General features: G+C 64.3%; 26 protein-coding genes and 1 other RNA gene. 13 read left to right on the top strand and 14 right to left on the bottom strand.

Features of this window, described 5'->3' with window-relative positions:
- Positions 1-46 precede the first annotated feature (46 nt).
- A protein-coding gene (locus NYR97_RS12190) for an IS3 family transposase (RefSeq protein ID WP_205394725.1) occupies positions 47-1,386 on the top strand; the annotation gives its coding sequence in 2 pieces (ribosomal slippage) (positions 47-482 and positions 482-1,386; 1,341 coding nt in all).
- Positions 1,387-2,046: 660 nt separating this feature from the next.
- Entirely contained in the window at positions 2,047-2,307 is a 261-nt protein-coding gene (locus NYR97_RS12185; protein WP_006452568.1) for a hypothetical protein, read from the top strand.
- Positions 2,308-2,424: 117 nt separating this feature from the next.
- Here the strand turns inward: NYR97_RS12185 and NYR97_RS12180 are convergent, their stop codons facing one another.
- The 5 genes from NYR97_RS12180 to NYR97_RS12160 all read right to left on the bottom strand — a co-directional run bounded on the left by NYR97_RS12180 (position 2,425) and on the right by NYR97_RS12160 (position 7,148).
- Positions 2,425-3,762: a PQQ-dependent sugar dehydrogenase gene (locus NYR97_RS12180; protein WP_316693353.1), complete on the bottom strand. Its 1,338-nt coding sequence runs from the start codon at positions 3,760-3,762 to the stop codon at positions 2,425-2,427.
- An 87-nt stretch (positions 3,763-3,849) separates the two neighbouring features.
- Positions 3,850-4,158, bottom strand: a complete 309-nt coding sequence (locus NYR97_RS12175) for a DUF3247 family protein (RefSeq protein ID WP_205392561.1) — start codon at positions 4,156-4,158, stop codon at positions 3,850-3,852.
- 125 nt (positions 4,159-4,283) lie between these two features.
- Positions 4,284-6,317 (bottom strand): PAS domain-containing hybrid sensor histidine kinase/response regulator, encoded by a 2,034-nt coding sequence (locus NYR97_RS12170; protein ID WP_316693349.1) that lies wholly within the window; start codon positions 6,315-6,317, stop codon positions 4,284-4,286.
- Positions 6,318-6,424: 107 nt separating this feature from the next.
- Positions 6,425-6,715, bottom strand: coding sequence for a hypothetical protein (locus tag NYR97_RS12165; RefSeq protein WP_023902429.1), 291 nt, complete (start codon positions 6,713-6,715; stop codon positions 6,425-6,427).
- On the bottom strand, positions 6,702-7,148 hold the full coding sequence (locus NYR97_RS12160; RefSeq protein WP_168957219.1) for a hypothetical protein: 447 nt from the start codon (positions 7,146-7,148) through the stop codon (positions 6,702-6,704). The genes NYR97_RS12165 and NYR97_RS12160 overlap by 14 nt, the downstream gene beginning before the upstream one ends.
- A 247-nt stretch (positions 7,149-7,395) precedes the next feature.
- On the opposite strand from NYR97_RS12160, the gene NYR97_RS12155 reads away from it, so the two are divergent.
- Entirely contained in the window at positions 7,396-7,971 is a 576-nt protein-coding gene (locus tag NYR97_RS12155; protein ID WP_176340310.1) for a DUF3016 domain-containing protein, read from the top strand.
- A gap of 307 nt (positions 7,972-8,278) precedes the next feature.
- Here NYR97_RS12155 and alr read toward each other — a convergent pair whose 3' ends face one another.
- Together alr and NYR97_RS12145 are read right to left on the bottom strand one after the other, a co-directional pair.
- A complete protein-coding gene (gene alr / locus NYR97_RS12150; RefSeq protein ID WP_316693342.1) occupies positions 8,279-9,379 on the bottom strand; it encodes an alanine racemase in 1,101 nt (366 codons plus the stop codon).
- The gene (locus NYR97_RS12145) at positions 9,379-10,668 is read right to left on the bottom strand and encodes a D-amino acid dehydrogenase (RefSeq protein WP_316693341.1); all 1,290 of its coding nucleotides are present in this window, start codon (positions 10,666-10,668) and stop codon (positions 9,379-9,381) included. Before NYR97_RS12145 ends, alr begins: the two co-directional genes overlap by 1 nt.
- Before the next feature lie 149 nt (positions 10,669-10,817).
- On the opposite strand from NYR97_RS12145, the gene NYR97_RS12140 reads away from it, so the two are divergent.
- Positions 10,818-11,297 (top strand): Lrp/AsnC ligand binding domain-containing protein, encoded by a 480-nt coding sequence (locus NYR97_RS12140; RefSeq protein WP_115039666.1) that lies wholly within the window; start codon positions 10,818-10,820, stop codon positions 11,295-11,297.
- A 54-nt stretch (positions 11,298-11,351) separates the two neighbouring features.
- On the opposite strand, the gene NYR97_RS12135 is transcribed toward NYR97_RS12140, so the two are convergent.
- Entirely contained in the window at positions 11,352-11,783 is a 432-nt protein-coding gene (locus tag NYR97_RS12135; protein WP_316693337.1) for a hypothetical protein, read from the bottom strand.
- Between the two features lie 420 nt (positions 11,784-12,203).
- Between NYR97_RS12135 and msrB the strand changes: the two genes are divergently transcribed.
- The 7 genes from msrB to NYR97_RS12100 all read left to right on the top strand — a co-directional run bounded on the left by msrB (position 12,204) and on the right by NYR97_RS12100 (position 16,639).
- Positions 12,204-12,668: a peptide-methionine (R)-S-oxide reductase MsrB gene (gene msrB / locus NYR97_RS12130; protein ID WP_006452579.1), complete on the top strand. Its 465-nt coding sequence runs from the start codon at positions 12,204-12,206 to the stop codon at positions 12,666-12,668.
- Between the two features lie 100 nt (positions 12,669-12,768).
- Positions 12,769-12,840: non-coding RNA, sX9 sRNA (locus NYR97_RS12125), on the top strand.
- Positions 12,841-12,892: 52 nt separating this feature from the next.
- Positions 12,893-13,126 (top strand): hypothetical protein, encoded by a 234-nt coding sequence (locus tag NYR97_RS12120; protein WP_316693335.1) that lies wholly within the window; start codon positions 12,893-12,895, stop codon positions 13,124-13,126.
- Positions 13,127-13,270: 144 nt separating this feature from the next.
- On the top strand, positions 13,271-14,125 hold the full coding sequence (motA, locus tag NYR97_RS12115; RefSeq protein ID WP_006452580.1) for a flagellar motor stator protein MotA: 855 nt from the start codon (positions 13,271-13,273) through the stop codon (positions 14,123-14,125).
- A gap of 10 nt (positions 14,126-14,135) precedes the next feature.
- Positions 14,136-15,353, top strand: a complete 1,218-nt coding sequence (gene motB / locus NYR97_RS12110; protein WP_316693329.1) for a flagellar motor protein MotB — start codon at positions 14,136-14,138, stop codon at positions 15,351-15,353.
- 408 nt (positions 15,354-15,761) lie between these two features.
- Positions 15,762-16,346, top strand: coding sequence for a hypothetical protein (locus NYR97_RS12105; protein ID WP_316693327.1), 585 nt, complete (start codon positions 15,762-15,764; stop codon positions 16,344-16,346).
- A gap of 8 nt (positions 16,347-16,354) precedes the next feature.
- Positions 16,355-16,639, top strand: a complete 285-nt coding sequence (locus NYR97_RS12100) for a DUF4031 domain-containing protein (RefSeq protein ID WP_205392570.1) — start codon at positions 16,355-16,357, stop codon at positions 16,637-16,639.
- Positions 16,640-17,046: 407 nt separating this feature from the next.
- Here NYR97_RS12100 and NYR97_RS12095 read toward each other — a convergent pair whose 3' ends face one another.
- Positions 17,047-17,598 (bottom strand): DUF6630 family protein, encoded by a 552-nt coding sequence (locus tag NYR97_RS12095; RefSeq protein ID WP_316693324.1) that lies wholly within the window; start codon positions 17,596-17,598, stop codon positions 17,047-17,049.
- A 164-nt stretch (positions 17,599-17,762) separates the two neighbouring features.
- On the opposite strand from NYR97_RS12095, the gene NYR97_RS12090 reads away from it, so the two are divergent.
- Positions 17,763-18,029: a DUF3297 family protein gene (locus NYR97_RS12090; RefSeq protein WP_316693322.1), complete on the top strand. Its 267-nt coding sequence runs from the start codon at positions 17,763-17,765 to the stop codon at positions 18,027-18,029.
- Between the two features lie 824 nt (positions 18,030-18,853).
- Here NYR97_RS12090 and NYR97_RS12085 read toward each other — a convergent pair.
- The 4 genes from NYR97_RS12085 to NYR97_RS12070 form a co-directional block, all read right to left on the bottom strand.
- The gene (locus NYR97_RS12085) at positions 18,854-19,615 is read right to left on the bottom strand and encodes an ABC transporter permease (protein ID WP_316693320.1); all 762 of its coding nucleotides are present in this window, start codon (positions 19,613-19,615) and stop codon (positions 18,854-18,856) included.
- Positions 19,612-20,556, bottom strand: a complete 945-nt coding sequence (locus NYR97_RS12080; protein ID WP_316693318.1) for an ABC transporter ATP-binding protein — start codon at positions 20,554-20,556, stop codon at positions 19,612-19,614. The genes NYR97_RS12085 and NYR97_RS12080 overlap by 4 nt, the downstream gene beginning before the upstream one ends.
- A gap of 291 nt (positions 20,557-20,847) precedes the next feature.
- Complete coding sequence (locus tag NYR97_RS12075; protein ID WP_316698198.1) at positions 20,848-22,485, bottom strand: Na+/H+ antiporter; 1,638 nt, start codon at positions 22,483-22,485, stop codon at positions 20,848-20,850.
- 314 nt (positions 22,486-22,799) lie between these two features.
- Positions 22,800-23,456, bottom strand: coding sequence for a hypothetical protein (locus tag NYR97_RS12070; RefSeq protein ID WP_316693316.1), 657 nt, complete (start codon positions 23,454-23,456; stop codon positions 22,800-22,802).
- A 399-nt stretch (positions 23,457-23,855) separates the two neighbouring features.
- On the opposite strand from NYR97_RS12070, the gene NYR97_RS12065 reads away from it, so the two are divergent.
- Entirely contained in the window at positions 23,856-24,413 is a 558-nt protein-coding gene (locus tag NYR97_RS12065; RefSeq protein WP_023905297.1) for a fasciclin domain-containing protein, read from the top strand.
- 338 nt (positions 24,414-24,751) lie between these two features.
- On the opposite strand, the gene NYR97_RS12060 is transcribed toward NYR97_RS12065, so the two are convergent.
- Positions 24,752-26,191 (bottom strand): UdgX family uracil-DNA binding protein, encoded by a 1,440-nt coding sequence (locus tag NYR97_RS12060; RefSeq protein ID WP_316693314.1) that lies wholly within the window; start codon positions 26,189-26,191, stop codon positions 24,752-24,754.
- Between the last annotated feature and the right edge of the window lie 193 nt (positions 26,192-26,384).

The following is a 26,384-nucleotide window of genomic DNA, read 5'->3' as shown; positions in this document are numbered from 1 at the left end:
AAGTGACCCCCGGAAGTTGGACACTCCGTCCAACTCCGAGGATTTCATGCACAGATATGACGCTCGCTTCAAACTTCAGGTCGCCAAGGAGGCCTGCAAGACCTCCATCTCGGTCAAGGCGGTGGCTCGCCGTCATGGTCTGGAGTTCTCCACGGTCAGGCGTTGGGCAGCGACCTATCAGTTGCACGGTTGGCGCGGGTTTCACCGCAAGGCCCGCTCCTATGATCTTGCGTTCAAGCTGGAAGTTCTTGAAAAGATGCGCCAAGAGGGGATGTCTGCGCGCGAGGCCACGACCTACTTCCAGATAGGCAGCGCCGGTGCGGTAGCGCATTGGCAACGGCTGTATGCTGACGGCGCCGCCCAAGCGTTATCGCCGCCCCAGAAGCCGATGAAAAAAAAACGCTCGTCCAAGCCCGCCGAGGACATGAGCCGCGATGAGCTGCTTAAGGAAGTGGCCTACCTGCGTGCGGAGACGGCCTACTTAAAAAAACTCGATGCCTTGATCCAGGAAGAGCAGGCGGCGCAGCGCGCAAAGCGCAAGCCGTCCACGGATTGAGGCAGACCTACGCACTGCCGCTTTTGCTCAAGGCGGCCGAGCTATCGCGCAGCACGTTCTATTACCAGATTCGTGCCCTGGCCCGTCCCGATGAAGGTGAGATCGACCTGTGTGAGCGCATCCGCGCGATTTACGATGAAAACCAAGGGCGCTATGGCTACCGCCGCATCGCACTGGAACTGGCCAATCAGGGTGAGAGGATCAACCACAAGCGGGTGCAGCGCCTGATGGCCGGACTGGGGCTGCGATCGCGGGTGCGCATCAAGCGCTATCGCGCATTCAAGGGCGCAGCCAATGTCATCGTAGCCAACGAACTGAGCCGCCAGTTTGAAGCTCAGATGCCCAACCAGAAGTGGGTGACCGATGTCACCGAGTTCAAGGTGCAGGGCATGAAGCTCTATCTTTCACCGATCATGGATCTGTACAACGGCGAAATCGTGGCCTATCAGATGAAACGCCGACCGGTATTCGACCTGGTGGGCCAGATGCTGGATCAGGCAATCAAAAAACTTTCGCCCGACGCTCGGCCGATGATCCACTCTGACCAGGGATGGCACTACCAGCACGAGAACTACCGGCATCAACTCGAAAAGCACTCTCTGAAACAAAGCATGTCCCGACGCGGCAACTGCTTGGACAATGCGGCCATGGAGAGCTTCTTCGGGACGCTGAAGTCCGAATTCTTTTATCTAAACAGCTTTGACAGCGTCGAAAGTCTGGAAGCCGGGCTGGTGGAGTACATCAGGTACTACAACGAAGACCGGATCAAGCTCAAATTGAAGGGCCTGAGTCCGGTAAAATACCGGGAGCAGAGCAAGCTGGTCGCCTGATCGCCCAACTGTCCAGCTTTTGGGGGTCACTTCACCCTGGGGGCTCGGTGGCGGCATCCATGCCGCCACACGGTCCCGCAAGCGGTGAGGACACCGCACCAGAAAGTGAGTCGGCTGTTTTGTTGAAAACCTGCACACCGAACAACTCGAGTGGTCCTTGCCCGCCCACCGTCGCGGGACCTTACGCGGCATGGATGCCGCGTAAGAGCCTACATGGACGTACTTGCGGCGTGTCCCCCGATGGTGGGCCGGCAAGGGCCTTGCAGCAAACCCGCAGATCAGCCGCCCCGCAATCGACTCGCCGGCTTTGCTTAAGACCACACACCGACCATCCCAACTGGTCCTTGCCCGCTCACCGTCGCGGGACCTTACGCGGCATGGATGCCGCGTAAGGGCTTACAAGGATGTACTTGCAGCGTGTCCCGCGATGGTGGGCGGGCAAGGGCCCTGCAGCAAAACCGCAGATCAGCCGCTCTGCAGGGAATGCCAAATCCTCCGCTTTGCAATCGACCAGAGTGAAGTAGTTCTGTCAGCCACTCCAAGCCGATTCCAATTGCGTGACCTGGCAACGGCATACCTTCCAATGTCTATACGGACTATTGATGCGCACGCAACATCTGCACGCCTAGGCTGAAAGCACGCCCACACCGGAGAGACGCGATGCGAGCCTTATTCGTAGGTGGAGTTGTCGACAACAGCGAAATGGATCTGGACGACACCCCACCACCGATGCATTACCCCGAAAACACCGGCGCCGGCAGGCCGCGTTATCGCCTGCATCAGGTGGGCGAACGCGACGATGGCAGCTTGGCCTATGCGGTCTATGGCGCACCGGAAATGGCCGACGATGACATCAGCCGGATCACCGAGGAGCGTGGCTACGCGCGTCGCTTCAGTGCGTCTCCGGAGGCGCCGCGCTAATTGCGCTCAAGCGACCTGATTGTGTTTGAGTCTGATTGTGTTGAGTGAGAACGCGCATGAAAAAAACCGGGCCTGGGCCCGGTTTTCTTTTTGAACGCCTGGATCAGCGCATTGGGATCAGCGTGCCTTCGGAGTCACCCGCCAGATCACATTGCCCACATCGTCGGACACCAGCAGCGCGCCGCTATTGTCGGGCGCCACACCGACCGGACGGCCCTGTGCATTGCCTTCGGCGTCGAGAAAACCGTCCAGCACGGTGATCGGCGTGCCGTTAGGCTTGCCGTCGACAAACGGTACGAACAGCACCTTGTAGCCGCTGGGCGGATCGCGATTCCAGGAGCCATGCTGGCCGATGAAAGCGCCCTGGCGGAAGCGCTCGGGGAGCAACGTACCGCTGGCAAAGCTCAGACCGAGCGAGGCGGTATGCGGCCCGAGTGCGTAATCGGGCTTGATCGCCTTGGCCACCAGTTCGGCATTCTGCGGCTTGACCCGCTCGTCCACGTGCTGGCCGTAATAGCTGTAAGGCCAGCCGTAAAAGCCGCCATCGCGCACCGAGGTCAGATAATCAGGCACCAGATCGCTGCCGATTTCATCGCGCTCGTTCACCACCACCCACAACGATTTGCCCTGCGGCTCCCACGCGGTGCCGACCGGATTGCGCAGCCCGCTGGCGAACACGCGGCTGCTGCCGGTGGTCGGGTCTATCTCCAGAATCGCAGCGCGGTTGAGCTCGGCTTCCATGCCGTTTTCGGCCACATTGCTGTTGGAGCCCACGCCTACATACAGCTTGCTGCCATCGGCGCTGGCCAGCAGCGACTTGGTCCAATGATGATTCAGACCGCCAGGCAGATTGGCCACGAAGGTCGGCTTGGCGGTGATATGCGTATCGCCGGCCTTGTACGGAAAGCTCACCAGCGCATCGGCATTGGCGACATAGAAACGATCGCCGACCAAGGCCATGCCGAACGGCGAAAACAGACCGCTGACAAACTGCGTGCGCACCTCGGCCACACCGTCGCCATCAACATCGCGCAGCAGCGTGATGCGATTGGCGCTGGGCACCACGGCGCCAGCCTTGCTCATCATCGCGCCTTGCACTTTCTTGCGGATCCCGCCACCGCCTTCGGCATCGTCCGGCTTGGGCGGTTCTGCAGTTTCGGCCACCAGCACATCGCCGTTCGGCAGCACATAGACCCAACGCGGGTGGTCGAGATCGCGTGCGAACGCGGCGACCTGCAGATCGTCGGCAGCGATCGGCTTGGCGTTCTCGGTCCAGCGTTTGACCGGCGCCACCTTGACGGTGGGGATCAGGCGTTTGACCGGCTCGGGCAATTGCGGGTTGGGTCCGGTTCCCTGTTCGATGGCAAGCGTGGCGGTATCGCCGCAGGCGACGAGAACGGCGACAGTCAGTAACGACAGCGGCCAACGAGCGAGCTTCAACGAGGGTGCATTCATTGCGGGGGCAATCCTGAACAGTTGCGACAGTCGGCCATCATGCCGTCAACACCACGTCGAGAAGTAAACACATCGTCAATGCAGGCGTCAGGGCCTAGGTTGCGGAGCGGCGCCCACTGGTAGCGGGTGCACCGCCACGATGCGATCCATCCAGATCCACTGCGGTTCCTGCGCCGCATCCAGATGATCCAGGCGCAACTGGCCGTTGATGCCTTCGCGCTGCTGAGCGTCCAGATAGGTCTGGATGGTCGGGCGTACGGCAACCGTGCCGCTGATGATGCTGCCATCGTCCAGTTCGATCTGCACACGCTCCTGACCACCGAGCAGCGACACCCAGTGTTCGAGCGTTGCGATCTGTACCTGTTCCGAATAAACGTGCGGGGCGTATTTGGACATCGTGGCATCTCCGAAGAAGGAGTTGCCACGCTAGGCCACTGGCTGTGAAAGACGCACAAAACAGCGTCTTGCGCATGCAATCGCCTGGCTACGCATGATCGCGCGACATGGATGCCGCGCGTGGGTCACTCCACCGATTCGCGCGCCGCGCGCACGGCGGTGACGAGTTGCGCGACGCTGTACGGCTTGGCCAGATGCTCCTGAAAACCGGAGTCCAACGCGCGCTTGCGATCGTCGTCGCGCGCCAGTGCGGTCACTGCCACCGCCGGCAATGCACTGGCATCCAGCCCCAGGTTTTCGCGCACGGTGCGGATCAGTCCGTAGCCATCCATGCCCGGCATGCCGATGTCGGTGAGCATCAGATCGAAGCGTGCGTAACCGCGATGATCGATCAGGGCCAGTGCATCGGTGGCGCTGCCGGCAGTGACCACTTCGGCGCCCTGCTCTTCCAGCAGGCGGCGCAGGTAATCGAGCATGTCCGGCTGATCTTCCACTGCCAGCAGGCGCAGGCCATTGAGCGCGCGAGCTTCGATGATCTGCTCGGACATCAGCCGCCGGCGCAGCTCGCGCCGCGGCCGTTTTGCCTGATCGGGAATATGCTCGGGCAGGCGCACGGTAAACGTGGCGCCCTTGCCGCGCCCGCCACTGGTGGCGCCCACCTGGCCGCCATGCATTTCCACCAATTGCTGCACGATCGCCAGGCCCAGGCCCAGACCGCCGTGCTGGCGCGTGGTGGTGCCGTCCGCCTGGCGGAAGCGCCCGAACAGATGCGGCAGGAATTCGGCGGCGATGCCGTCGCCGGAGTCGCGTACCGACACCAGCAGATGGCCGTCGTCGCGCTCGATGGTGACGTCGATGCGGCCATGCGCCGGCGTGAACTTGATCGCGTTGGAGAGCAGATTCCACAACACTTGCTGCAGCCGCGTGGCATCGCCGAGTACCAGGCACGAGGTGTCCGGCACGTGCACTTCCAGGACCTGGTCCTTGCCTTCGGCAGCCAGCTCCTGGGTAGTCAGGGCTTCGCGCACCTGCTCGGCCAGATCCAGCGATTCGACCTCCAGCTGCACCTTGCCCAGCAGCATGCTGCTGAGATCGAGCATGTCCGAGATCAACCGCTTTTGCGCGCGTGCGCTACTGGCGATCACCGACAGGCCCTTGTAGGTGGGTTGGCCTTCTTCGACCCGCTGCAGCAGCAGTTCGCTCCAGCCCAGAATCGTGGTCAATGGCGTGCGCAATTCGTGCGACAGCGTGGCCAGGAACTCGTCCTTGAACCGCGCCATGCTCTCGGCCTCGTTGCGCGCAGTGCGCTCGGACTCGAGCAATTGTTCGCGCGCCAATTCGATTTCGCGCTGTTCGGTGACATCCGGACTGCTGCCGGCAAGACCGATGAAGCGACCATCGGCCGAATACCGCGGCGTGGCGGCCATTTCGATCCAGCGCCACTGGCCATCGTGGCGGCGCGCACGTACCAGCGCATGCAACGCGCGCTGTTCTTCCAGGGAAGCGGCCAGTTCGAACTGGAAGATCGACAGATCGTCCGGATGCAGCAATTCGCTCCACGCCGAGACCGTGCCGCTGGAAATATCGATACCGAAAAATTCGCCGTAAGCGCTGTTGACGAAACGCACCACGCCTTGTGCGTCCAGCACCCAGACCGGCATCGGCAAGCCATCGGCCAGTGCGCTGAAGCGCGCCTCGCTCTCGGCCAGCTCGCGCTCGACGCGTTTGCGTTCGGTGATGTCCATGAACAGCACCGCCACCCGCGCCTGCTCCGGTTGCCCGACCCGGAACGCGTCCACCGAATACCAGCGCCGCAACGCCTTGGCCTGCATTTCGAAATGGATACGGTTGCCGGTGCGGGCAACGTGTCCGTAGCGGTCGAACCACTCCTGCTCATGCTCGGCGAGCATGCCGCGCACGGAGACGTTCACCGCGTTGGTCAGACCGGTGTAGCGCTCGAACGCGCCATTGGTCGAGCGAATCACGTAATCGACGGCTTTGTCGCCATCGAACACCATGTCGATGACGCAGAACCCCGCGTCCACGTTATGGAAGATCTCGTGGTACATCGCAGGATCCAGGAACGGCTCGGCGATGGCGGCAGGCAGGCCGGCGGCCAATTCAGGGCTGGGACTGGAAGTGCTCAAATCGGGGTCCACGGGTGATGCCGATGCGGATGACGGGCAGATGAAAACACGCCCGATGTCGTCAGCGGGTGCACGGGCAACTGACCGGATTCACGATTCACCCACAATCCCGAATCGCCTCACCACAGCAAGGCCGCAGACAGCGCGATAGCGGCGGCCAGCAACACGATGCCGGCAATCACGCCGCGCAGGACCCATTGCCCCTCGCGCCGCAGCTGCTCATCCATCCAGCGTTGGGCTTCTTCGCGCCAGGCGGTCGAGCGCGCATGGTCGGCATCCAGCAACAACAAGCGCACGCGCGATAGCCCGAGCTCGGCGCATTCGCTGCGACAGCGCAGGCTGAAACCGTCCACGCCGGAAGCGACCTGGGCGTCGAGCGGCAGTTGCAGTTCGAGTTCAGGCCTGGACATAACGGGGACGCTCCTGATCCAGCTCGTGTTCCAGCGCCATGCGCGCCAGTTGGGTGTAATTGGCACGCGGGCCCTGGCCGCGACCGGTCAGCATTCCCTGGTAATCCAGATCCTGCCAGACCCGCCCGGTCCACTCGACGCAATCCTCGGCGATGACCAGCATCAACGAGTAGCGATAGTCGAGCCCATTGGCCGAGGTGTAGGCATAGACCGGCGGGAACTGCACCGCCACATCACCCTGCCGGGCCAACGCCGCCAGATGCTCACGCAGTGCATCCCGTGGGTCGGCACCCGGCTCCAGACGCATCCCGCGGGTTGCCAGATCCAGATCCACATCGCTTTGCAACGCGACGAACGCGGCGGCACCGGTGGACGGGTTGTGGCCGTGCTGCTTTGCCCAGTCGATGAACTGCAGGCGCACATCCGACGGCATGTGTGCCGGCGCCGAGGAAGCTGACTTTGTGCGGAAAGAGTGGGTGTCCATGCTGGCGATCATCCGGTCCGCGCCGTGAAGCGCGGGCGCAGGCGCAGTGAACCCGCCGTCATGGCGGCGCGGTCGTGGATTAACCGCGCGCAACACCGATGCATGCCCGGTTGCTGCCGCGTTGCGGGCGATCCAGCGCACCCCCACACTGCTGGAACACCCGGTACGCCATGTACCTTCCGCTTGGAGACTTTCCATGAAACGTTCCAGCCTTTACGGCGCCAGCCTGTTGCTGGCAGGACTGCTCGCGGCGACCGGTGTGCAGGCCCGCGTGCGTAATGTCACCGACCCTCAAGCGCCACGCGCGCTGAGCAGCGAAGGAAACGTGGATGTGCGCTGGACCGACCCGGCGCAGTTTGCCGAGATGCGCTTCAGCGGCAACCGCTGGGAGGCGCAGCGCGGCGATTGGGTGACCCAACTGGCGACCCATTTCCAGCAAAGTGCCGCCCGCCGGCTTCCCGACGGCCAGCACCTGAGCGTGACCATCACCGACATCCGCCGCGCCGGCCAGTACGAGCCCTGGCACGGCCCGCGCATGCAGGACGTACGCATCGTCAAGGACATCTACCCGCCGCGCCTGAGCTTCAGCTACACGCTCACCGGCGCCAATGGCGAGGTGATCGATCAGGGCGAGCGCAAGCTGGTGGATTCGGCATTTCTGATGAGCGGCCCACGCCTGACCGACAGCGACCCGTTGCGCTTCGAAAAAGCCATGATCGACGACTGGGTGCGCAAGCAGTTCCGCAGCGATCGAAGTACGGCCGGGGTGTGATTGGTTGGTGCTGACGGCGCCGGAAAAGCAATTCGGCCTTGAATGACAACGGCGCGTGGCAACGCGCCGTTTTTGTTTGTCGGCGCGCTAAAGCCTCTCCCGTCGGGGCAGAAAGGCACTGCTTGCGCGCCACTGGCGCGCGTGCCTTTGAGCGCCCGCGCTGCTAGCGCGGGCCGGGGCGCGGAGCCGGGGGATTGGGTGAGGGTACGGGGCAAAGCTTACGTGTGGTTCCAAGTGCATGTGGCTTCGCTCGTACCCTCATCCGCCCCTTCGGGGCACCTTCTCCCGATGGGAGAAGGGACACACCTCACCGCGTGACTTCCTCGCCCACTGCCACCTCACCCACATACGTCCGCGGCACGCGCTTGAGTCCACACAGCAGCTGATACGCGCTGACATTGCACTGCGTGGCCAACGGGGCGACGCGCGGTGCGTCGCCCCACAGCTGCACCGTCGCGCCAATCTCCGCCTGCGGATGCTCGGTGAGATCCACAGTGAGCATGTCCATCGAGACGCGACCGATCAACGGGCAGACCTGCCCATTCACCAGCACCGGCGTGCCGTTGGGCGCGAACTGCGGATAGCCGTCGGCATACCCCGTCGCCACCACGCCCACGCGCGTGGGCCGCTGCGCAACGAAGCGGGCGCCGTAGCCCACCGGCTCGCCGGCCGGCAGCTCGCGCACGCTGATGATGCGCGAGCGCAGCGTCATCACCGGGCGCAGTTGCGCAGCGCTCTCGGTCTCCTGCGGGAACGGATTTGCGCCATACAGCATCAGCCCGGGGCGCGACCAATCGTTGCGCAGCGCCGGCCAGCCGAGCAGGCCGGGCGAATTGCGCAGACTGGTTTCCGCGCGCATGCCGCCGGCGGTGAGCGCGAAGGCCACCGCCTGTTCGTCGGTGCGGCTGCAGTCCAGCTCGTCGGCGCGCGCCAGGTGGGTCATCAGCACCAGCGAGGCAATCTGCGGCAGCCCGCGCAAGCGCAACCACGCGGCGCGAAAATCTTCCGGCGACAGGCCGAGCCGATGCATGCCGCTGTCCAGCTTCAACCACACCCGTAACGGGCGCGGGCTCTGGAAGTCGGCCAGCGCGCGCACCTGCTGCGTGGTGGCTGCCACCGTCCACAGATCATGCTCGGCGATCAGGCGCAGTTCGTCGTGTTCGAAAAAACCTTCCAGCAGCAAAATCGGCGCACGGATGCCGGCCTGACGCAGCTCCAGGGCCTCTTCGATACAGGCCACCGCAAAGCCGTCGGCTTCCGGCTCCAATGCCTGCGCGCAGCGCACTGCGCCGTGCCCGTAAGCATCGGCCTTGACCACCGCCAGGGCCTTGCTGCCGCCCAGGCGCTTGGCCAGGCGGTAGTTGTGACGCAATGCATCCAGATCGATCAACGCTTGCGCAGGACGCACTACGCGGCCTCCTGCTGCGTGCGGGCGCTGCGTGGCGAGAGGTAACGGAACACATCCAGGCCTTCGGTATCGATGTCGGGGCTGCGGCCCTGCATCAGGTCGGCCAGATAGCGGCCAGAGCCGCAGGCCATGGTCCAGCCCAGGGTGCCGTGGCCGGTGTTGAGGAACAGGTTGGAATACGGCGTGGCACCGACCACCGGGGTGCCATCGGGCGTGGCCGGGCGCAGGCCGGTCCAGAACTCGGCCCTGGCCAGATCGCCGCCGCCCGGGAACAGGTCGTTGACCACCATTTCCAGGGTGGCGCGGCGGCGCGGATTCAACGACAGATCGAACCCGGCCACCTCGGCCATGCCGCCGACGCGGATGCGCTCGTCGAAGCGGGTGATGGCGATCTTGTAGCTCTCGTCCAGCACCGTGGAGGTCGGCGCGCGCTGCGCGTCGACAATCGGGATGGTCAGCGAATAGCCCTTGAGCGGATACACGGGCAGATGCATGCCGAGCGAGAGCAGCAGGTCGGCCGAATAGCTGCCCAGCGCCAGCACGTAGCGGTCGGCGGTTTCGAGACGGCCATCGATCTGCACGCCGGTGACGGTGCGGCCGTCGTGCTGCAGATGCTCGATCTGCTGCCCGTAGCGGAATTGCACACCGGATTGCGCGGCCAGCGCAGCCAGGCGCTGGGTGAACAGCCGACAGTCGCCGGTCTGGTCTTCGGGCAGGCGCAGTGCACCGGCCATCTGCGCACCGCCGCCGGCCAGCCCGGGTTCGAACTGGGCGATCTGCGCCGGGGTCAGCAGTTCGTACGGCACGCCGTACTGGGCCAGCACTTCGATGTCCTGCGCGGCGGCGTCCAGCTGTTGCTGGGTGCGGAACAACTGGGTGGTGCCGAGCTGGCGGCCTTCGAATTCCAGCCCGGTGCTGGCGCGCAATGCATTGAGGCAATCGCGGCTGTAGTCGGACATGCGCACCATGCGCGCCTTGTTCACCGCATAGCGCTCGGCGGTGCAGTTGCGCAGCATCTGGGTCAGCCAGGCCAGCTGACGCAGATCGCGGGTGGGCCGGATCGACAACGGCGCGTGCTGGGCGAACAACCACTTCATCGCCTTGCCCGGCACGCCGGGGGCGGCCCAGGGCGAGGTGTAGCCGAACGACAGCTGGCCCGCGTTGCCGTAGCTGGTTTCCAGCGCCGAGGCTGGCTGGCGGTCCACCACGGTGACCTCGCAGCCGGACTGCGCCAGATACCAGGCGGTGGTGGTGCCGATGACGCCGCTACCGAGAATGAACACCCGCATGTCGTTCTCCTGGAAAGGGTATTCCCCCACAACCAAGCGCCGAGGGAGACAGTTAGACGCAGTATATTGCGAGCCAGGCAGTTCCATTTCTGGAATCTGCGCACCTTTGCAGTGAAATTTCCCGCCAAATCTGTAGGGAGACAGACCTCATGGCCACCCGTGTGCGCGAGCTGGACAAGATCGACCGCAAAATTCTGCGCATCCTCCAGCAGGAAGGGCGGATTTCCTTTACCGACCTGGGCGAACGGGTGGGCTTGTCGACCACGCCCTGCACCGAGCGCGTGCGCCGGCTGGAGCGCGATGGCGCCATCACCGGCTACTACGCGCGGCTGGACCCGCACCTGCTCAAGGCCAGCCTGTTGGTGTTCGTGGAGATCAGCCTGGCCTACAAATCCGGCGACATCTTCGAGGAGTTCCGCCGCGCCGCGCTCAAGCTTCCCAACGTGCTGGAATGCCATCTGGTCTCGGGCGATTTCGATTATCTGCTCAAGGCGCGCATCAGCGAGATGGCGTCCTATCGCAAACTGCTCGGCAGCACCTTGTTGACCTTGCCGCATGTCCGCGAGTCCAAGAGCTACATCGTGATGGAAGAGGTCAAGGAGACGTTGGCGTTGCCGATTGCGGATTGAGGCGGGGATTGGGGATTGGGGATTCGTGGTGGGTCACAACGCCGATGCCGGATCTCAGCGCACCACGCGCACGCCGTCGCCGGCCGGAACCGCGTCGTAATAGCGCCCGGTCTTGGTGTCCAGCACCCGGTTGGCGCCGGCCGGCTGCATGCCTTGCAGCAAGCGGCCATTGCGGTCGTAGACCATCGGCGCGCTGGCCGGCAGCACCTGGCTACCGGCCGGGGCCACCGGCGTCTGTGCCGGGCCACGGGTGGGAATGCTGGGCGCGACCGGGCGCTGGCCAAGCTGCGAGGGCACCGGACTGGTGCCTGGCGCTGGTTGCGCTGCGCGCGGCGCCGTCAGCGTGGGCTGCGCGGGCGTCGGCGTGGTGATCGGCTGCAAGGTGTTGGACGAGCGCGTGGTAGTGGCCGATTGCGCCAGCGCCGCGCCGGCAATCGCCAGCAGGCCGCACAGCAGCAGGCCGCGCGTTGAAGAATGGATCGCCATGACGGTCACCGTGATTGTTTCGGGGAGTATTGCCTGGGTGGGGGCGCCGGTGCGCTGCAGCAATGCACGGGATCGGCTGTGGGATGAACGCGTTCGCGAAATGAGTGCAGCGCGAAGAAGTCCCTTCTCCCATCGGCAGAAGGTGGCGCGCAGCGCCGGATGAGGGTGCGAGCGAAGCCTCGCATTCTCACCTACCCGATGTGGCTTCGCCCCGTACCCTCACCCCAACCCCCGCTCCGCGCCCCGGCCTGCGCCAGCGGCGCAGGCGCACCAAGGCACGCGCGCCAGTGGCGCGCAAGCTGTGCCGTGGCGCCCCGGCGGGAGAGGGGCTTCGTCTCCGCAAGCTTGAACCACGCCGCCAACGCCCACATCACGGTTGCAGACGCGGCACCCTGCCAGCGCGCGCATGCGAGAGCCTTCATGAGCCAGTTCGATCTGACACCGCCCTCCCCCGCCCAACGCGATGCCCTGATCGCCGGACTCAGCGACGAGGAGCAGCGCGTGCTGCTGCAGCACGGCACCGAAGCGCCGTTCTGCGGGGTGTTCCTGGACAACAAGCTGGAGGGCGTCTACACCTGCCGCCTGTGCGGATTGCCGCTGTTTCGCTCCAGCGCCAAGTTCGAATCCGGCACCGGCTGGCCGAGCTTCTTCGCCCCCTACGACGCCGCCCATGTGCGCGAGATCCGCGACATCAGCTACGGCATGATCCGCACCGAGATCGTCTGCGCGCGCTGCGACAGCCACCTCGGCCACGTGTTCCCCGACGGCCCGCCGCCGACCGGCGAACGGCATTGCCTCAACTCGGTCTCGCTGGGCTTCACCGAAGATGGCCAGGCACTGCCGAACCCGCTGCAACGCGACGGTGCCGAGGCGCAACCGGCCTGACCTGGCCAGGCCGCCCAGAAAGCAGTTGCGACCCACTCAGAGCGACTCACAGAACTACAGCGCAATCGTCAGGCGGGCGCAGCCGGCGCTCGGAATCGGCATGCACGGTTCATTTCGGTTCCTGTGCGCCGTCCGCACCCACCTGACGGCCGCTCGCTACGTTCTGTTATCCGCTCTTACTGCCCACACCATTGCTCGCTGTAGTGCTAGAAACTGCCACGACAATGACGCTCGACGCTCGGCGGCGGGTCATCCGGGACGTGGTGCAGACGCTGAAATTTGCTGCCGAGCGCAACCTGCGCATCAAGTCCGCCGATGCTGGTGCCACCGCCAATGCAGAGGCCGCTTGCTGCAATGCGCTGTCTCGACGCGCACAGCAATCGATGCAGATCGCAAGCTCAACCCAGGCAGACCTTTTCATCACAAGCCCCACTGCGGTGAACGCCTTGCCGCAGTAAGCGCGATGCCGCTGATCGCCATACGTGAAGCCGTCATCGCACCACCCGATCGTTCAGTTACAGCGCACACCTTCACGCCGTGCACTTCAAGAATCCGCCGCGCGCGCCGAAACAACAGCAACCCTGTTTGCTTTTGGCTGCGCCATGCTCATCATCATCGGCTTCATCGTCGTCATCGTCAGTGTCCTGGGCGGCTATGTGCTGTCGCACGGAAAGCTGGGCGCGTTGTGGCAGCCGTACGAGCTGTTGATCATCGGCGGCGCGGCGCTGGGCGCGTTCCTGGTCAGCACGCCGGGCAAGATCGTCAAGGAAACCTTCAGCAGCGTGCTGGGCGTGTTCAAGGGCCCGCAGTACAAGTCCGAGGACTACAAGGACACCCTGAGCCTGGTCTACGAACTGTTGAACAAGGCCCGCCGCGACGGCTTCATGGCCCTGGAAGATCACGTCGAAAAACCGCAGGACAGCACCATCTTCGGCAACTATCCCAAGGTGGTGGCCGACCATCACCTGCTGGACTTCATCACCGACTGCCTGCGCCTGATGATCGGCAGCAACATCGAGCCGCACGAGCTGGAGCCGCTGCTCGAGTTGGAACTGGAAAAGCACCACCACGAGGCGATGGCGCCCTCGCATGCCTTGAGCAAGGTCTCCGACGGCCTGCCGGGCTTCGGCATCGTGGCCGCCGTGCTCGGCATCGTGATCACCATGGGCTCGATCGGTGGCCCGATCGAGGAGATCGGCCACCACGTCGGTGCCGCCCTGGTGGGTACCTTCCTCGGCATCCTGCTGGCGTATGGCTTCGTGGCGCCGTTGTCGGCGGCGATGGAAGCGCGTGCCGATCAGGACGGGCGCATCTACGAAGCGGTCAAGACCGCGCTGCTGGCCTGCCTGCGCGGCTACAACCCGAAGATTGCGCTGGAATTCGCGCGCAAGACGCTGCCCTCCAACGTGCGTCCGAGCTTTGCGGATTTCGAAACGCACCTGAAGACGATCAAGTAGGACCGCGGTCATGGCCGAGGGCAAATCCACCGTCGTCATCCGACGGGTCAAGAAGGTGCAGGGCGGCGGCCATCATGGCGGCGCCTGGAAGGTGGCGTTTGCCGATTTCGTGACCGCGATGATGGCGTTCTTCCTGGTGCTGTGGCTGATGGCCGCCACCACCAAGGAACAGCGCGCGGCGATCTCGGAATACTTCCGCAATCCCAGCCCGTTGTCGGGCAAGTCGCCGGCACCCTCGCCGGGCATGAACGGGCCCGGTGGCGCCAGCACCTCGATGATCAAGCTCGGCGGCACCGCCGACATGGCCAAGGGGCAGAAGGACGAGATGGGCCGCAAGCGCGACAACGCTGCCGACACCAGCGAAGACAGCCGCGCCAAGGACAAGAAGCGCCTGGAAGCGCTGATGCAGGACCTGAAGGAAGCCATCGACAAGAGCCAGGCGCTGGAGCCGTTCAAGGACCAGCTGCTGCTCGACCTCACGCCCGATGGCCTGCGCATCCAGATCGTGGACAAGCAGAACCGCCCGATGTTCGACATCGGCCGCGATCAGCTCAAGCCGTACACCGTGGACATCCTGCGCGAGCTGTCCAGCTTCATCAATCAGGTGCCCAACCACATCAGCATCACCGGCCACACCGACACCACCGCCTACAGCAGCGATGCCGGTTACACCAACTGGGAACTCAGTGCCGACCGCGCCAATGCCGCGCGCCGTGCGCTGGTGGGCGGCGGCATGGCCGATGCCAAGGTCACCCGTGTGGTGGGCTTGTCCTCCTCGGTGCTGTTCGACAAGACCAACCCGCAGAACCCGATCAACCGCCGCATCAGCATCGTGGTGATGACCCAGGACGCCGAGCAGACCGCGTTGGCCGGCGCCGGCCAGGGCGTGGCGCTGGGTAAATCCACCCACGATGCCGACACGCATGTGCCGGATCTGAGTGCGGCGGCGGCGACCGGGACGGCTTCTGTGGGCACGCCGGCTGCGGTGCCGGCTACAGGACCGGCTGTGGGCGCACTGGCAGGTGCGGGTGCGGCGGCAGCTGCGTCGACCGCAACCAACAAGCCGGCTGCGGCAGCGACCACGGCCACTGTCGAAAAAACGCCGGCTGCACCGCGCATCTCCACACGCACCCAGGTCGCCTCGGCTGCCGCGCTGGCCAAGGCTGCCGAGGCCGCTGTGGCTGCGGCGCCGCGCACTGCGGTCAGCACTGCGCCCGAGCAGCGTTGACCGCGTTGCGTGACACCTGGCAGCAGGTGTCAGGTAGCTGAAGACGGCACGCTGTCTTGCATGCCGCTGCTGACCAGGATCCGCGCCGCGCACCGCTGCAAGGCAGGCGCCCCAGCGGTGCTGAGATCGGCTGGAAACATCCCCCAGCAGTTGTGAGGTGGCCGCGGGCGGCTCGTCGTCTTACATACCGATTCTGACAAGCCTCTACGCCGCCTGACGGTGAGCGCACCCGCTGTGTCAGCGGCCTCAGGCTGTCCCAGACCCCGGCATTGGCTGCCTTCATCACGTGACGGGATCGATCGATGCATCGGCCCGGAAGGCCGCCATTGACGGGCCCGGCGGCGTCGAGCGAGCCGGGTCACGCACAAGCGCCTAGAATGGCCGGCCATTCCCAGCGTCGAGAACACCGTGTCCCGCAATTCAAAGGCCAAGCGCGACAAGCGCAAGAAACAGCTTCCCAAGCGTCCGATCGTCCGTCTGGGCCAGGCGCCCCAGGTCACCAACCACGCCGTGCTGCAGGATGCCGATGGTCGCGTGGTCGCTGCGATCGGTCTGCAGGGTGGCAGCGAGTGGATGCTGTCGATCGGCGGCCAGACCATGGGCAGCGCCGACAACCCGGTCCCGATGCTGGCCATGCTCAAGCACCTGGCCAACGTGCAGGAAGCCGAAGGCAAGACCATCTCGCTGGAGTATTCGACCCAGCTGCAGCAGATGATCGACGACCTGGCCGCCGAAGACGGCAAGACCGCCGAGGAATATCTGACCACGCTGGTGGCCGAATTCCAGAACGCCGATGCAGATGAAGACGGCGATGACGCTGCAGAAGACGCGGCGGCCGACGCCGGCACCGACGCCGTTGCGGAAGATGCGGCTGGCGACGACGCTGCCAGCGACGACGACAGCGCGGCAGACGCAGACGCCAGCGATGCCGCAACCGACGACGCCAACGGCGAGACGGCCGGCAAGAAGCCGAAAAAATCCAAGAAGGCCTGACCCGGCCGATGGCCGTCTACATCGACGATGCGGTGCATCTGTGGCGCGAGCAGCGCTGGGCGCACCTGCTCGGCGATACGCTGGACGAGCTGCATGCGATGGCGGCGCGGCTGGGCATTCCCCGCCGCGCCTTCCAGAACAAACTCAGCGGCGCGCACTACGACGTGCCGGCACCGTTACGCATCGAGGCGATCGCGCTCGGTGCCATCGCCATCTCCCGTCATACCGATCGCGTACTGCTCAAGGCGCTGATCGCCAATGCACGTGCGCAGGCACGCGGCCAGGCGCCTTGAGGCGGGGATTGGGGATTGGGGATTGGTAACGGCGGTGGCTGCAGCCTGATCGGCGGCGTGCTTGCGTTGGCCCGCCTGACGCTATCCCGGGGATGCCTGCCGCGCGCAGGCACGCTCCTACGTGGCAGGTGTTCAGGCCTGGAGGCCTTTTTGCATTTTCAGACGGCATGCCTGCGTAGGAGCGCGCTTGCGCGCGACAGGCTTTCCCGGTAACGCCCGATCGCGCGCCAGCGCGCTCCTACATGGCAGTCGGTCGGCCGTGGACAATGCCTGCTCGCCAGACCCTACCGGCCACGCCGCGCCTCGCCTCCTGCCGCGACAGCGCGCACAACCTCGGCCCGACCTGCCCCCACACACCCAAAGACCACTTTTGCGGCTCTCCAATCCCGAATCCCGATTTCCAGCCCTCAGAACGCCTCGTTACCCAACCGCACTTCCACGTCCAGCAGCGAGGTCAGTGCCATCATCGCTTCGTCGTCGCGGCTGAGGGCGATCCAGCCGGCGTAGGCGTCGCCGCCGGTGTTCCAGTTCCACAGCGAATAGCCGTGTTCGCGCAGGCGATCGAAGGCCACCGCCATCAGATCGGGCACGCTCAGGCCGTTGGCGAACTCTTCGTCGTCCAGGTCGCCGCCCCAGGCGATGCGCAGGTTCCAGCGCGCGCTGAGTTCGTCGATGGCGGCAATGAACGAGTCGGTGTCCTTCCAGTCGACGAAAAAGCCCGAGCGCCAGTCGATCGCGTCCTTCAACGCCCACAGCCAGGCATCGTCGCCTTCGTCTTCGTCCAGGTCGGCCTGCGCCTCGCGCCAGGCATCGAACTGGGCAAGCGCAGTGTCTTCGTCGCCGGGATTGATCAGCAGCAGCAGATTCCAGACCCGCCCCGGATGATCGTCGACATCGTCTTCGTCGCTTTCGGGCTGCAGGCCTTCGTCGTCTTCGTAATCGGCACTGTTGTCGGGCATGGCGGTCTCGTTCAAGGTTTGCAGGCGTGAAGTGTGAGGCCTGGCGCCGCGCAAGCAAACCGACCGGCGCGTGCGGATTCATCGGAAAGGGCTGGTCTTCGCGGCGCAGGACCGTATCCTGTGCGGCCGAAGACGGCCATCCCGGCCGCCATGACGCCTTTCCCATGAGCGATACCCCTCCCGATCATCTGGCCATCGATGCGCGCAGCCCGTTCCACGATGCCGATGCACTCAACCGCGGCATCGGCGTGCGTTTCAACGGTGTCGAACGCGACAACGTGGAGGAGTATTCGGTCAGCGAAGGCTGGATCAAGGTGCAGGTCGGCAAGGCGCGCGACCGTCGCGGCAACCCGATGACGATGAAGATCAAGGGTGAGGTGGTGGCCTACTTCCTGGACACCAAGAGCGATGCCAAGCCTGATGCCGAGTAAGAGCGGCTGACCAAACTACTTCACGTTGTTCGCTTGCAGAGCTGCTGAGCTGCGACTTGGCTGCAGGGCCCTTGCCCGCCCACCATCGCGGGACACGCTGCAAGTACGTTCGTGTCGCAGCGATGACTGCCGCATTAGCAGCTGATCTGCGACTTGGCTGCAGGGTCCTTGCCCGCCCACCATCGCGAGACGCGCTGCAAGTACGTTCGGTGTAGCAGCGATGACTGCCGCATCAGCAGCTGATCTGCGACTTGGCTGCAGGGTCCTTGCCCGCCCACCATCGCGGGACACGCTGCAAGTACGTTCGTGTAGCAGCGATGACTGCCGCATTAGCAGCTGAATCTGCAACTTGGCTGCAGGGCCCTTGCCCGCCCACCATCGCGGGACACGCTGCAAGTACGTTCGTGTCGCAGCGATGACTGCCGCATTAGCAGCTGAATCTGCGACTTGGCTGCAGGGCCCTTGCCCGCCCACCATCGCGGGACACGCCGCAAGTACGTCCATGTAGGCTCTTACGCGGCATCCATGCCGCGTAAGGTCCCGCGACGGTGGGCGGGCAAGGACCAGTCGAGATAGTCGGTGTGCATGTTTTTCAAGCAACCAGCAAACTGTCTGGTGCGGTGTCCTCACCGCTTGCGGGACCGTGTGGCGGCATGGATGCCGCCACCGAGCCTACATGGACGTACTTGCGGCGTGTCCCGCGAGCGGTGAGGGCACCGCGCCCTCGACCCACTCAGCGTTTGATCTGGACTTCCGACGCGTTTGACCTGGACCTCCGACGGCATCCACAAGGATGCGGCCGACACCACCACTGCACTCACCACTTACGCCTTGAGCCGATAACCACTGCGGAAGATCGCCGCGACCACGCCCAGGCACACGATCAGGAACAGGAAGGTCATACCGGTGCTCACCGCGATGTGCACGTCGGCCTTGCCGTAGAAACTCCAGCGGAAGCCGCTGATCAGATAGACCACCGGATTGAACAAGGTGACCTTCTGCCACAGCGGCGGCAGCATGTTGATCGAGTAGAAACTGCCGCCCAGGAAGGTCAGCGGCGTGACCACCATCAGCGGGATCACCTGCAGTTTTTCGAAGCCGTCGGCCCAGATGCCGATGATGAAACCGAACAGGCTGAAGGTCAGCGCGGTGAGTACCAGAAAGCCCAGCATCCACAGCGGATGGGCAATCTGGTAAGGCACGAACAGCCGCGCGGTGAGCAGGATCAGCAAGCCCAGCAGCACCGACTTGGTCGCCGCCGCGCCCACATAGCCGATCACGATCTCCCACCACGCCACCGGCGCGGACAACACCTCGTAGATGGTGCCGGCCCAGCGCGGCATGTAGATGCCGAACGAGGCGTTGGAAATGCTCTCGTTGAGCAAGGACAGCATCACCAGCCCGGGAATGATGAAGGCGCCGTAGCTGATGCCGTCGATATCGCCCATGCGCGAGCCGATCGCCGCGCCGAACACCACAAAATATAACGACGTCGACAACACCGGCGAGGCGATCGACTGGGTGAGCGTGCGGAACGCGCGCGCCATTTCGAAGCGGTAGATCGCAGCGATCGCATACCGGTTCATGTGCGCACCTCCTGCTGGCGTGCACCGTGCACCAGGTTGACGAAGATCTCCTCCAGCGAACTCTCGCTGGAATGCAGGTCCTTGAAATCGATGCCCTGCTCGTTGAGCCGGCGCAGCAGCCCGCCGATGCCGGTCTGCTCGGCCTGGGTGTCGAAGGTGTAGATCAGGCTGTTGCCGTCGGCCGACAGTTCCAATGGCAGATCGCTCAGCGCGACCGGGATGGCCTGCAGCGGCGCCTGCAGGCTGAGCGTGAGCTGCTTCTTGCCGAGCTTGCGCATCAGCGTGTGCTTGTCTTCCACCAGCACCAGCTCGCCGCGATTGATCACCCCGACCCGGTCGGCCATGTCTTCGGCTTCTTCGATGTAATGGGTGGTCAGGATCACCGTGGTGCCCTGCTCGCGCAGCCGCCGTACCATCTGCCACATGTCGTGGCGCAGTTCCACGTCCACACCAGCGGTGGGTTCGTCCAAAAAGAGAATGCGCGGCTCGTGCGCCAGCGCCTTGGCGATCAGCACGCGCCGCTTCATGCCGCCGGACAGCGTGGAAATCTTGTTGTTGCGCTTGTCCCACAACGAGAGCTCGCGCAACACCGTTTCCAGGTAGTGCGGATTGGCCGGCTTGCCGAACAGCCCGCGACTGAAACGCACGGTGGCCCACACGCTTTCGAACGCATCGGTGGCCAGTTCCTGCGGCACCAGGCCGATGCTGGCACGCGCGGCGCGGTAGTCGCGTACGATATCGTGGCCATCGGCCAGCACGGTGCCGGTGCTCGGATTGATCAGCCCGCAGATGATGCTGATCAGCGTGGTCTTGCCGGCGCCGTTGGGACCGAGCAGCGCGAAGATCTCGCCGCGCTGGATTTCAAGATCCACGTGCTTGAGCGCCTGAAAACCGCCAGCATAGGTCTTGCTCAATCCCTGGATGGAAACGATTGGAGTCATGTGTTCTGCACTGGAACGATCAGCCGCACAGGGTAGGCCGTGCGCCATGAAGATGGGAGCAGTGTGGATGGGATGGTGTCTCCCGACGTGCGACGAGGAGCGTCAGCGAACTCAGCTGCGCACGCACGCTGCGTCCGTGTGTTGGCGCATCTCATGTAGGAGCGCGCTTGCGCGCGATGGGGCGTTTGCGGGAAAGCCCCATCGCGCGCAAGCGCGCTCCTACCCAACCCAGGCGGCACAACCGCTGTGGCTCTTGCGATTCCCCAATCCCGATTCCCGATTCCCGCGCGCTCAAGCGCGCTTGCGCGACTCGATCAGATCCAGATTGCGCACCAGCCGGCGCGACAGGTCGTCGGAAATCTCGCGGCGGCGCGCGAGCTTGAACAATTCGTTGCGCTCGGCCACCAATGCGGCATGACGGAACTGGCGCAGCGCCTGTTCGTAGGCACCGGCCTCTTCCGGGTCGGTCTCGGCCATGTCCACCGCGCCGAGCTTGCGTTGATAGCGCTGGCTGACCTGATTGGCCGCCGCGTTGTAGCGCTCGGCATGCTTGCTGCCATCTACCAGCCGCTGGCGCAGTTTTTCCACCGCTTCCAGCGCGGCCTGCGAGGCGGCCTTCACCGCCAGATCTTCCTTGAGCTGCTCGTCTTCTTCTTCGGGCAGCTCCAGTCCGCGCAACAGCGGCGGCAACGCCACGCTGGCGACCAGCAACGACACCAGGATCACCGAGGCCGCCAGGAAAATCGCCAGCTGGCGGGCCGGAAACGGCGAGCCGTCTTCCAGCATCAACGGCAGCGTGAGCACGCCGGCCAGGGTGATCGCACCGCGCACGCCGGCCAGCGAGACCGCCACCACGATGCGCCACGGCGGGCTGACATGCTGTTCGCCGCGCCACTGCGCCTTGAAGATGTTCCAGCGCAGCGACAGGAACACCCATACGAAGCGCAACGCCATCAGGCTGGCGCTGATGGTGGCCACGTACACCGCCAGCCACCACGGATTGAGGTGCCCGGCTTCCTGCACGCTGCGCACCGCCCCGTCCAGGATGCCCGGCAACTGCTCGCCCAGCAGCACGAAGATGATGCCGTTGAAGGTGAACTGCACCGTGTCCCACACCGCCGAGCGCTGCAGCCGCATGTTGCCCGGCGCGTTGCCGGCCATTTCCACGTAGCTCATGGTGACGCCAGCCGCCACTGCGGCCAGGATGCCGGAGGCATGGAAGGCCTCGGCCAGCAGATAGGCCGCGAACGGGGTCAGCAGATTGACCAGGATCGCCGAACCCGGCTCCTCGCCAAAGTGGCGCCAGATCCAGGCCTGGATGCGGCTCAGGCCGAAGGTGGTGGCCACGCCCAGCGCCAACCCGGCCAAGGCCACCCACAGGAAGGTCAGCGAGGCGGTGGCGATCGAGAAGCTGCCGGTCAGCACCGCGGCCACCGCGAACTGGAAGCACACCAGCCCGGAGGCATCGTTGAGCAGCGACTCGCCTTCCAGGATGTGCATCAGCCGCTTGGGGATCGACACCTTGGAGGCGATCGAGGACACCGCCACCGGATCGGTCGGCGAGATGATCGCCGCCAGCGCGAAGGCCACCGCCAGCGGCATCGCCGGGATCAACCAATGGATCAGCAGGCCCGCGCCGACCACGGTGAATACCACCAGGCCCAGCGCCAGTTCCAGGATGGCCGCCTTGTCGCGGAACAGGCCTTGTTTGGGAATGCGCCAGCCATCCAGGAACAACAGCGGCGGCAGGAACAACAGGAAGAACAACTCCGGTTCCAGTTCATGCCCGGCATCGAACACACCCGAGACCACCGCGCCAAGCGCGATCTGGACCAACGGCAAGGGCAACGAGAACGGCAGGATGCGGATCAGATAACCGCTGGCCGCGACCGCCAGCAACATGGCGAGGACGACATCGATCGAATGCATGAAAAACCCGGGAAGAAGAACGGTCCGCGCGTGCGGCATCGCATATTGCGACGCACAACACCGCGCCAACCGGAACATACCGGTTTGCACGCGGCGATGAAACCACTGCGCCGCCTGGGCCTGGGCGCGGTCCTGCACGGTGACCGCCACGAGGGTGTTGTTCTGCAGCTCTGCGGCGGGTGTCTGTGGATCAGACACGGTGGGATACGCTGGCGGATGGACAGGCCGAGGCGAGGATGAAAGCAGCCGGCAACGTGATCGCTCGCCACGTCACGCATGCCGGCTGCATGCCTATGCAGATTGGCTGGACAGGATCAACTGTGGTGAACGTGCTTGTTCGGGTGCGGCTTCTTCGCGTGCGGCTTCGATGGCCCGGTGCCCTCGACCGGCACCAGGAAGGTCGCTTCATGCAGTTTCAGCTTGGAATCGTAGTGACCCACCGTCACCTTGACCGCCTTGACCTTCTTCTTGAAGGCGTACGGCCACTGCGCGCCGACCATCTCCTGCCCGGGCTTCTGACCGTCAGCGTCTCCGACGAGCTTGATGCGCACGGGGTAATTGCCTGCGCCGCCGTTGTCCGCATCGTTGGCATCGAATACGTCGATATGCGCTTTCGAAAACGCCAGCGTCGACGGGCCGCCACCCTTGTAGTTGGCGCTGTCGTCGAATCCGATATTTTTATAGCTATAGGTCAGCAGGATCACCTGCGTAGGAACCCAGGAGCCACCGCCGTAATTGGGAATTTTTACCTTGGCCACGCGTGCGGAATCCACCGTGAATTCCCACTCGCCCGGCACGATCCATTTCTGACCTGGCCGATAGATATCACTCGCAGGGACAGCAGCGGTCGCTGACGGCGCATGCGTTGGCGTTACGGCTGCCGCCTGTGCAGTGCCCGACAACACCAGCGCGCCTGCCGCCAACCATGCCGGAAGTACCAATCGATTGAATTCACTCTTTTTGGATTTCATGTTCTACAGCCTCTGAGCACTGATCATCACGCAAGGGCATGAATGGTAATTGCACTGCCCGACGCCGCTTCTGCCAATCGCGAACATTCGTGCAGCATTAGGGTGGTCGTGCGACGGCTACGACCCGATGGGCCTGGTAACGACCTGATCGCGCGGCCCTTGCATCGCAGGTTCGCCATAGAGTGTTTAAAACGTCAGTCTGCATGCGTGGCCAACGCGGATCGGACAGACTCAACCGCAGGCCACCTGATCCGCAGTTCGCCAGCACGGATGTGCGATGGCGTTGCAGCACAGCATCTCCATGTAAAAAACGCGTGATGCATCCGCGCCGCATCCGGCCGCGTATCCAGCTATACGATTGCCATCCAGGTGATCGCCTACCCAAAGGATCGATGCCTCATGAAGACCTCATTCCAGTCGCTTGCCATTGCCACCGCCATTGCCCTGACCAGCGCGATGGCTCCCGCCTACGCGGCGTCCAACCCGATGGTGGGCGGTGCGCCGATGCTGGTGACCAAGGACATCGTCGACAACGCGGTCAACTCCAAGGATCACACCACCCTGGTCGCCGCCGTCAAGGCCGCCGGCCTGGTCGAGACGTTGAAGGGCCCGGGCCCGTTCACCGTGTTTGCCCCGACCAACGCCGCATTTGCCGCATTGCCGGCCGGCACTGTCGACACCCTGTTGAAGCCCGAATCCAAGCCCACCTTGACCAAGGTGCTGACCTATCACGTGGTGCCGGGCAAGGTTGACGCCGCTTCGCTGATCGCCAAGATCAAGGCCGGCGGCGGCAGCGCCACGCTGACCACCGTGCAGGGCGAGCCGCTGACCGCAAAGCTCAACGGCAAGAAAGTCACCATCACCGACGTCAAGGGCAACACCGCCAACGTCACCATCGCCGATGTAGTGCAGAGCAATGGCGTGATCCACGTGGTCGACAAGGTGTTGATGCCGTAATTGCATCCGGCTGCATGGCACGTCGTTGTCATTGCATGCACAGGTAGTCCATCGGCGGAATGCAGGGGGGATTCCGCCGATGGGGCGCAAACGTCACGTGCGCTGGCGCTATCGAGACATTTTGAACGCGCGCGGCATCGATGCATCTCGGTGCATCCACGCATACGTCGACGTGGACAAACGCTTTTTGTAGGCCGATCCGCGTGTACCTGGAACCACGTTTCAGGTCTCGCCACCCAACCGCGAAGCGGCGGTGATGGAGTCACTGGTTGCTCAGTGGCTCCACTTGGTGTCCTGGTTCTCCGACACCGTACGCGTGCCATTGCACGCGTATTTTTTTATGGCGCAGCCGAGCTGCCCGCCGACATCGGTACGTCCAGCAGCTGGCGCAGATCTTCCACAAACCCGCGATAGCCTTCCTCGCGTGCGGCCGTCGATGGCTGGCGCAACACCCATGACGGATGCACGGTAGTCAGCACCGGCGTGCCATCGTCCAGGCGCTGCCATTGGCCGCGTTCGCGCATCAAGCGAAAGCTGCTGCCCAACACTGCTTGTGCGGCGGTTGCGCCCAGACACACGATCTGCGCCGGACGCAGTTGGGCGCGCTCGGCATGCAACCAGCCACTGCAGGCCTGCACATGCGCCCGTTCCGGGTTGCGATGCAGACGCCGTTTGCCGCGTTGCTCGAAGCGGAAATGCTTGACCGCATTGGTCACGTAGACCGTGGCGCGATCGATGCCGATCTCGCCCAGCGCCATGTTGAACAGGCGCCCGGCCGGCCCGACGAACGGACGCCCGCTCAGATCCTCTTCATCGCCGGGCTGCTCGCCGATCACCATCATCGATGCATCGTTCGGCCCTTCGCCGAACACCGTCTGCGTTGCCGGTTGCCACAACGCGCAACGCCGGCAATCGCGCGCGGCCACGCGCAACTGCGCCAGGCTTTGCGTGGCCACTTCCGGGACTGGCGCTGGCGCCACCGGCACTCGCCGCCGCACCGGTTCGGGCGCACGCTCGGCCATCTCGCGCACGCGCACACCCGCCTCGCGGATCAGCTCCGGCAACAAGCTCGCCTCGGGCAGATTCTTCCAGTATTTCTGCGGCATCTCCTGCCGCATCATGGTGGGATTGAGCCGCGCCGGATTGAAAATATGCGCGTAATAGGTGCGCCACAGCGTCTCCTGTGCATCGTCGGCCGGCACCTGCGTACGCACCGCACCCTCGCCGAACGTCAATGCCTCGCCGTCCCACCGCACACTGCGATACGGAGTCAGAATCGCCCAGCGCATTCCGGCGAAACGGCGCGCGAAAAACGGCGCCACCCGATCCACGATCCAGTGTTCGGGCTCGAACCACGCCACAAAGTCTTCTTCTTCGCCGGGCAAGCGCCGAAAGCGCACGAACGCCTTCATCTTGTGCGTATCGCGTTGCACCGCCTTCTGCCACTGCGCCACCCGGTGCACATCGACATCGGTCGCCCGCTCCAGCAACGCCCGCTCGCCGGACGCCACCCGCCACAACAACCGATACAACACCGCATAGCGCTGCGGGTCGCGATGACACAGCACCGAGCCCGCCATCTGCAAAAACTCTGCCGAGACTCGCGGCGCGGCAACCACCGCCGGCAGGTCCAGCAGCCCCTGCCCCATCAACAAGCCACCCTGTGCCCCGCCATTCCACGCAATGGAGTCAGGCTCCACCTGCGCACACCATCCCGCCCGCGCCAGCGCACGCCATGCATCAAGACTCCAACCTGGCTCAACTTCAGCGCTGAACATCGCTTACACCTGACCTCAAGATTTCCGATCTCGCCACCGCTCTACTGGCGGCACTCTCGTTGCGTTGTTGCGATTTTTTCGCGGGCTTTTGCGGCTTTTGCTGCTACCGATACTGCTTGTCGCTTGTCGCTTGTCGCTTGTCGCTTGTCGCTTGTCACCGTTGATTTTGCTGCACCAAGTCGCCTTAGAGCGA

The sequence above is a fragment of the Xanthomonas hydrangeae genome (genome assembly GCF_032697525.1).
Taxonomy (GTDB): Bacteria; Pseudomonadota; Gammaproteobacteria; order Xanthomonadales; family Xanthomonadaceae; genus Xanthomonas; species Xanthomonas hydrangeae.
The sequence above is the reverse complement of the archived record's forward strand: the minus strand, read 5'-3'. Positions and strand labels throughout refer to the sequence as shown.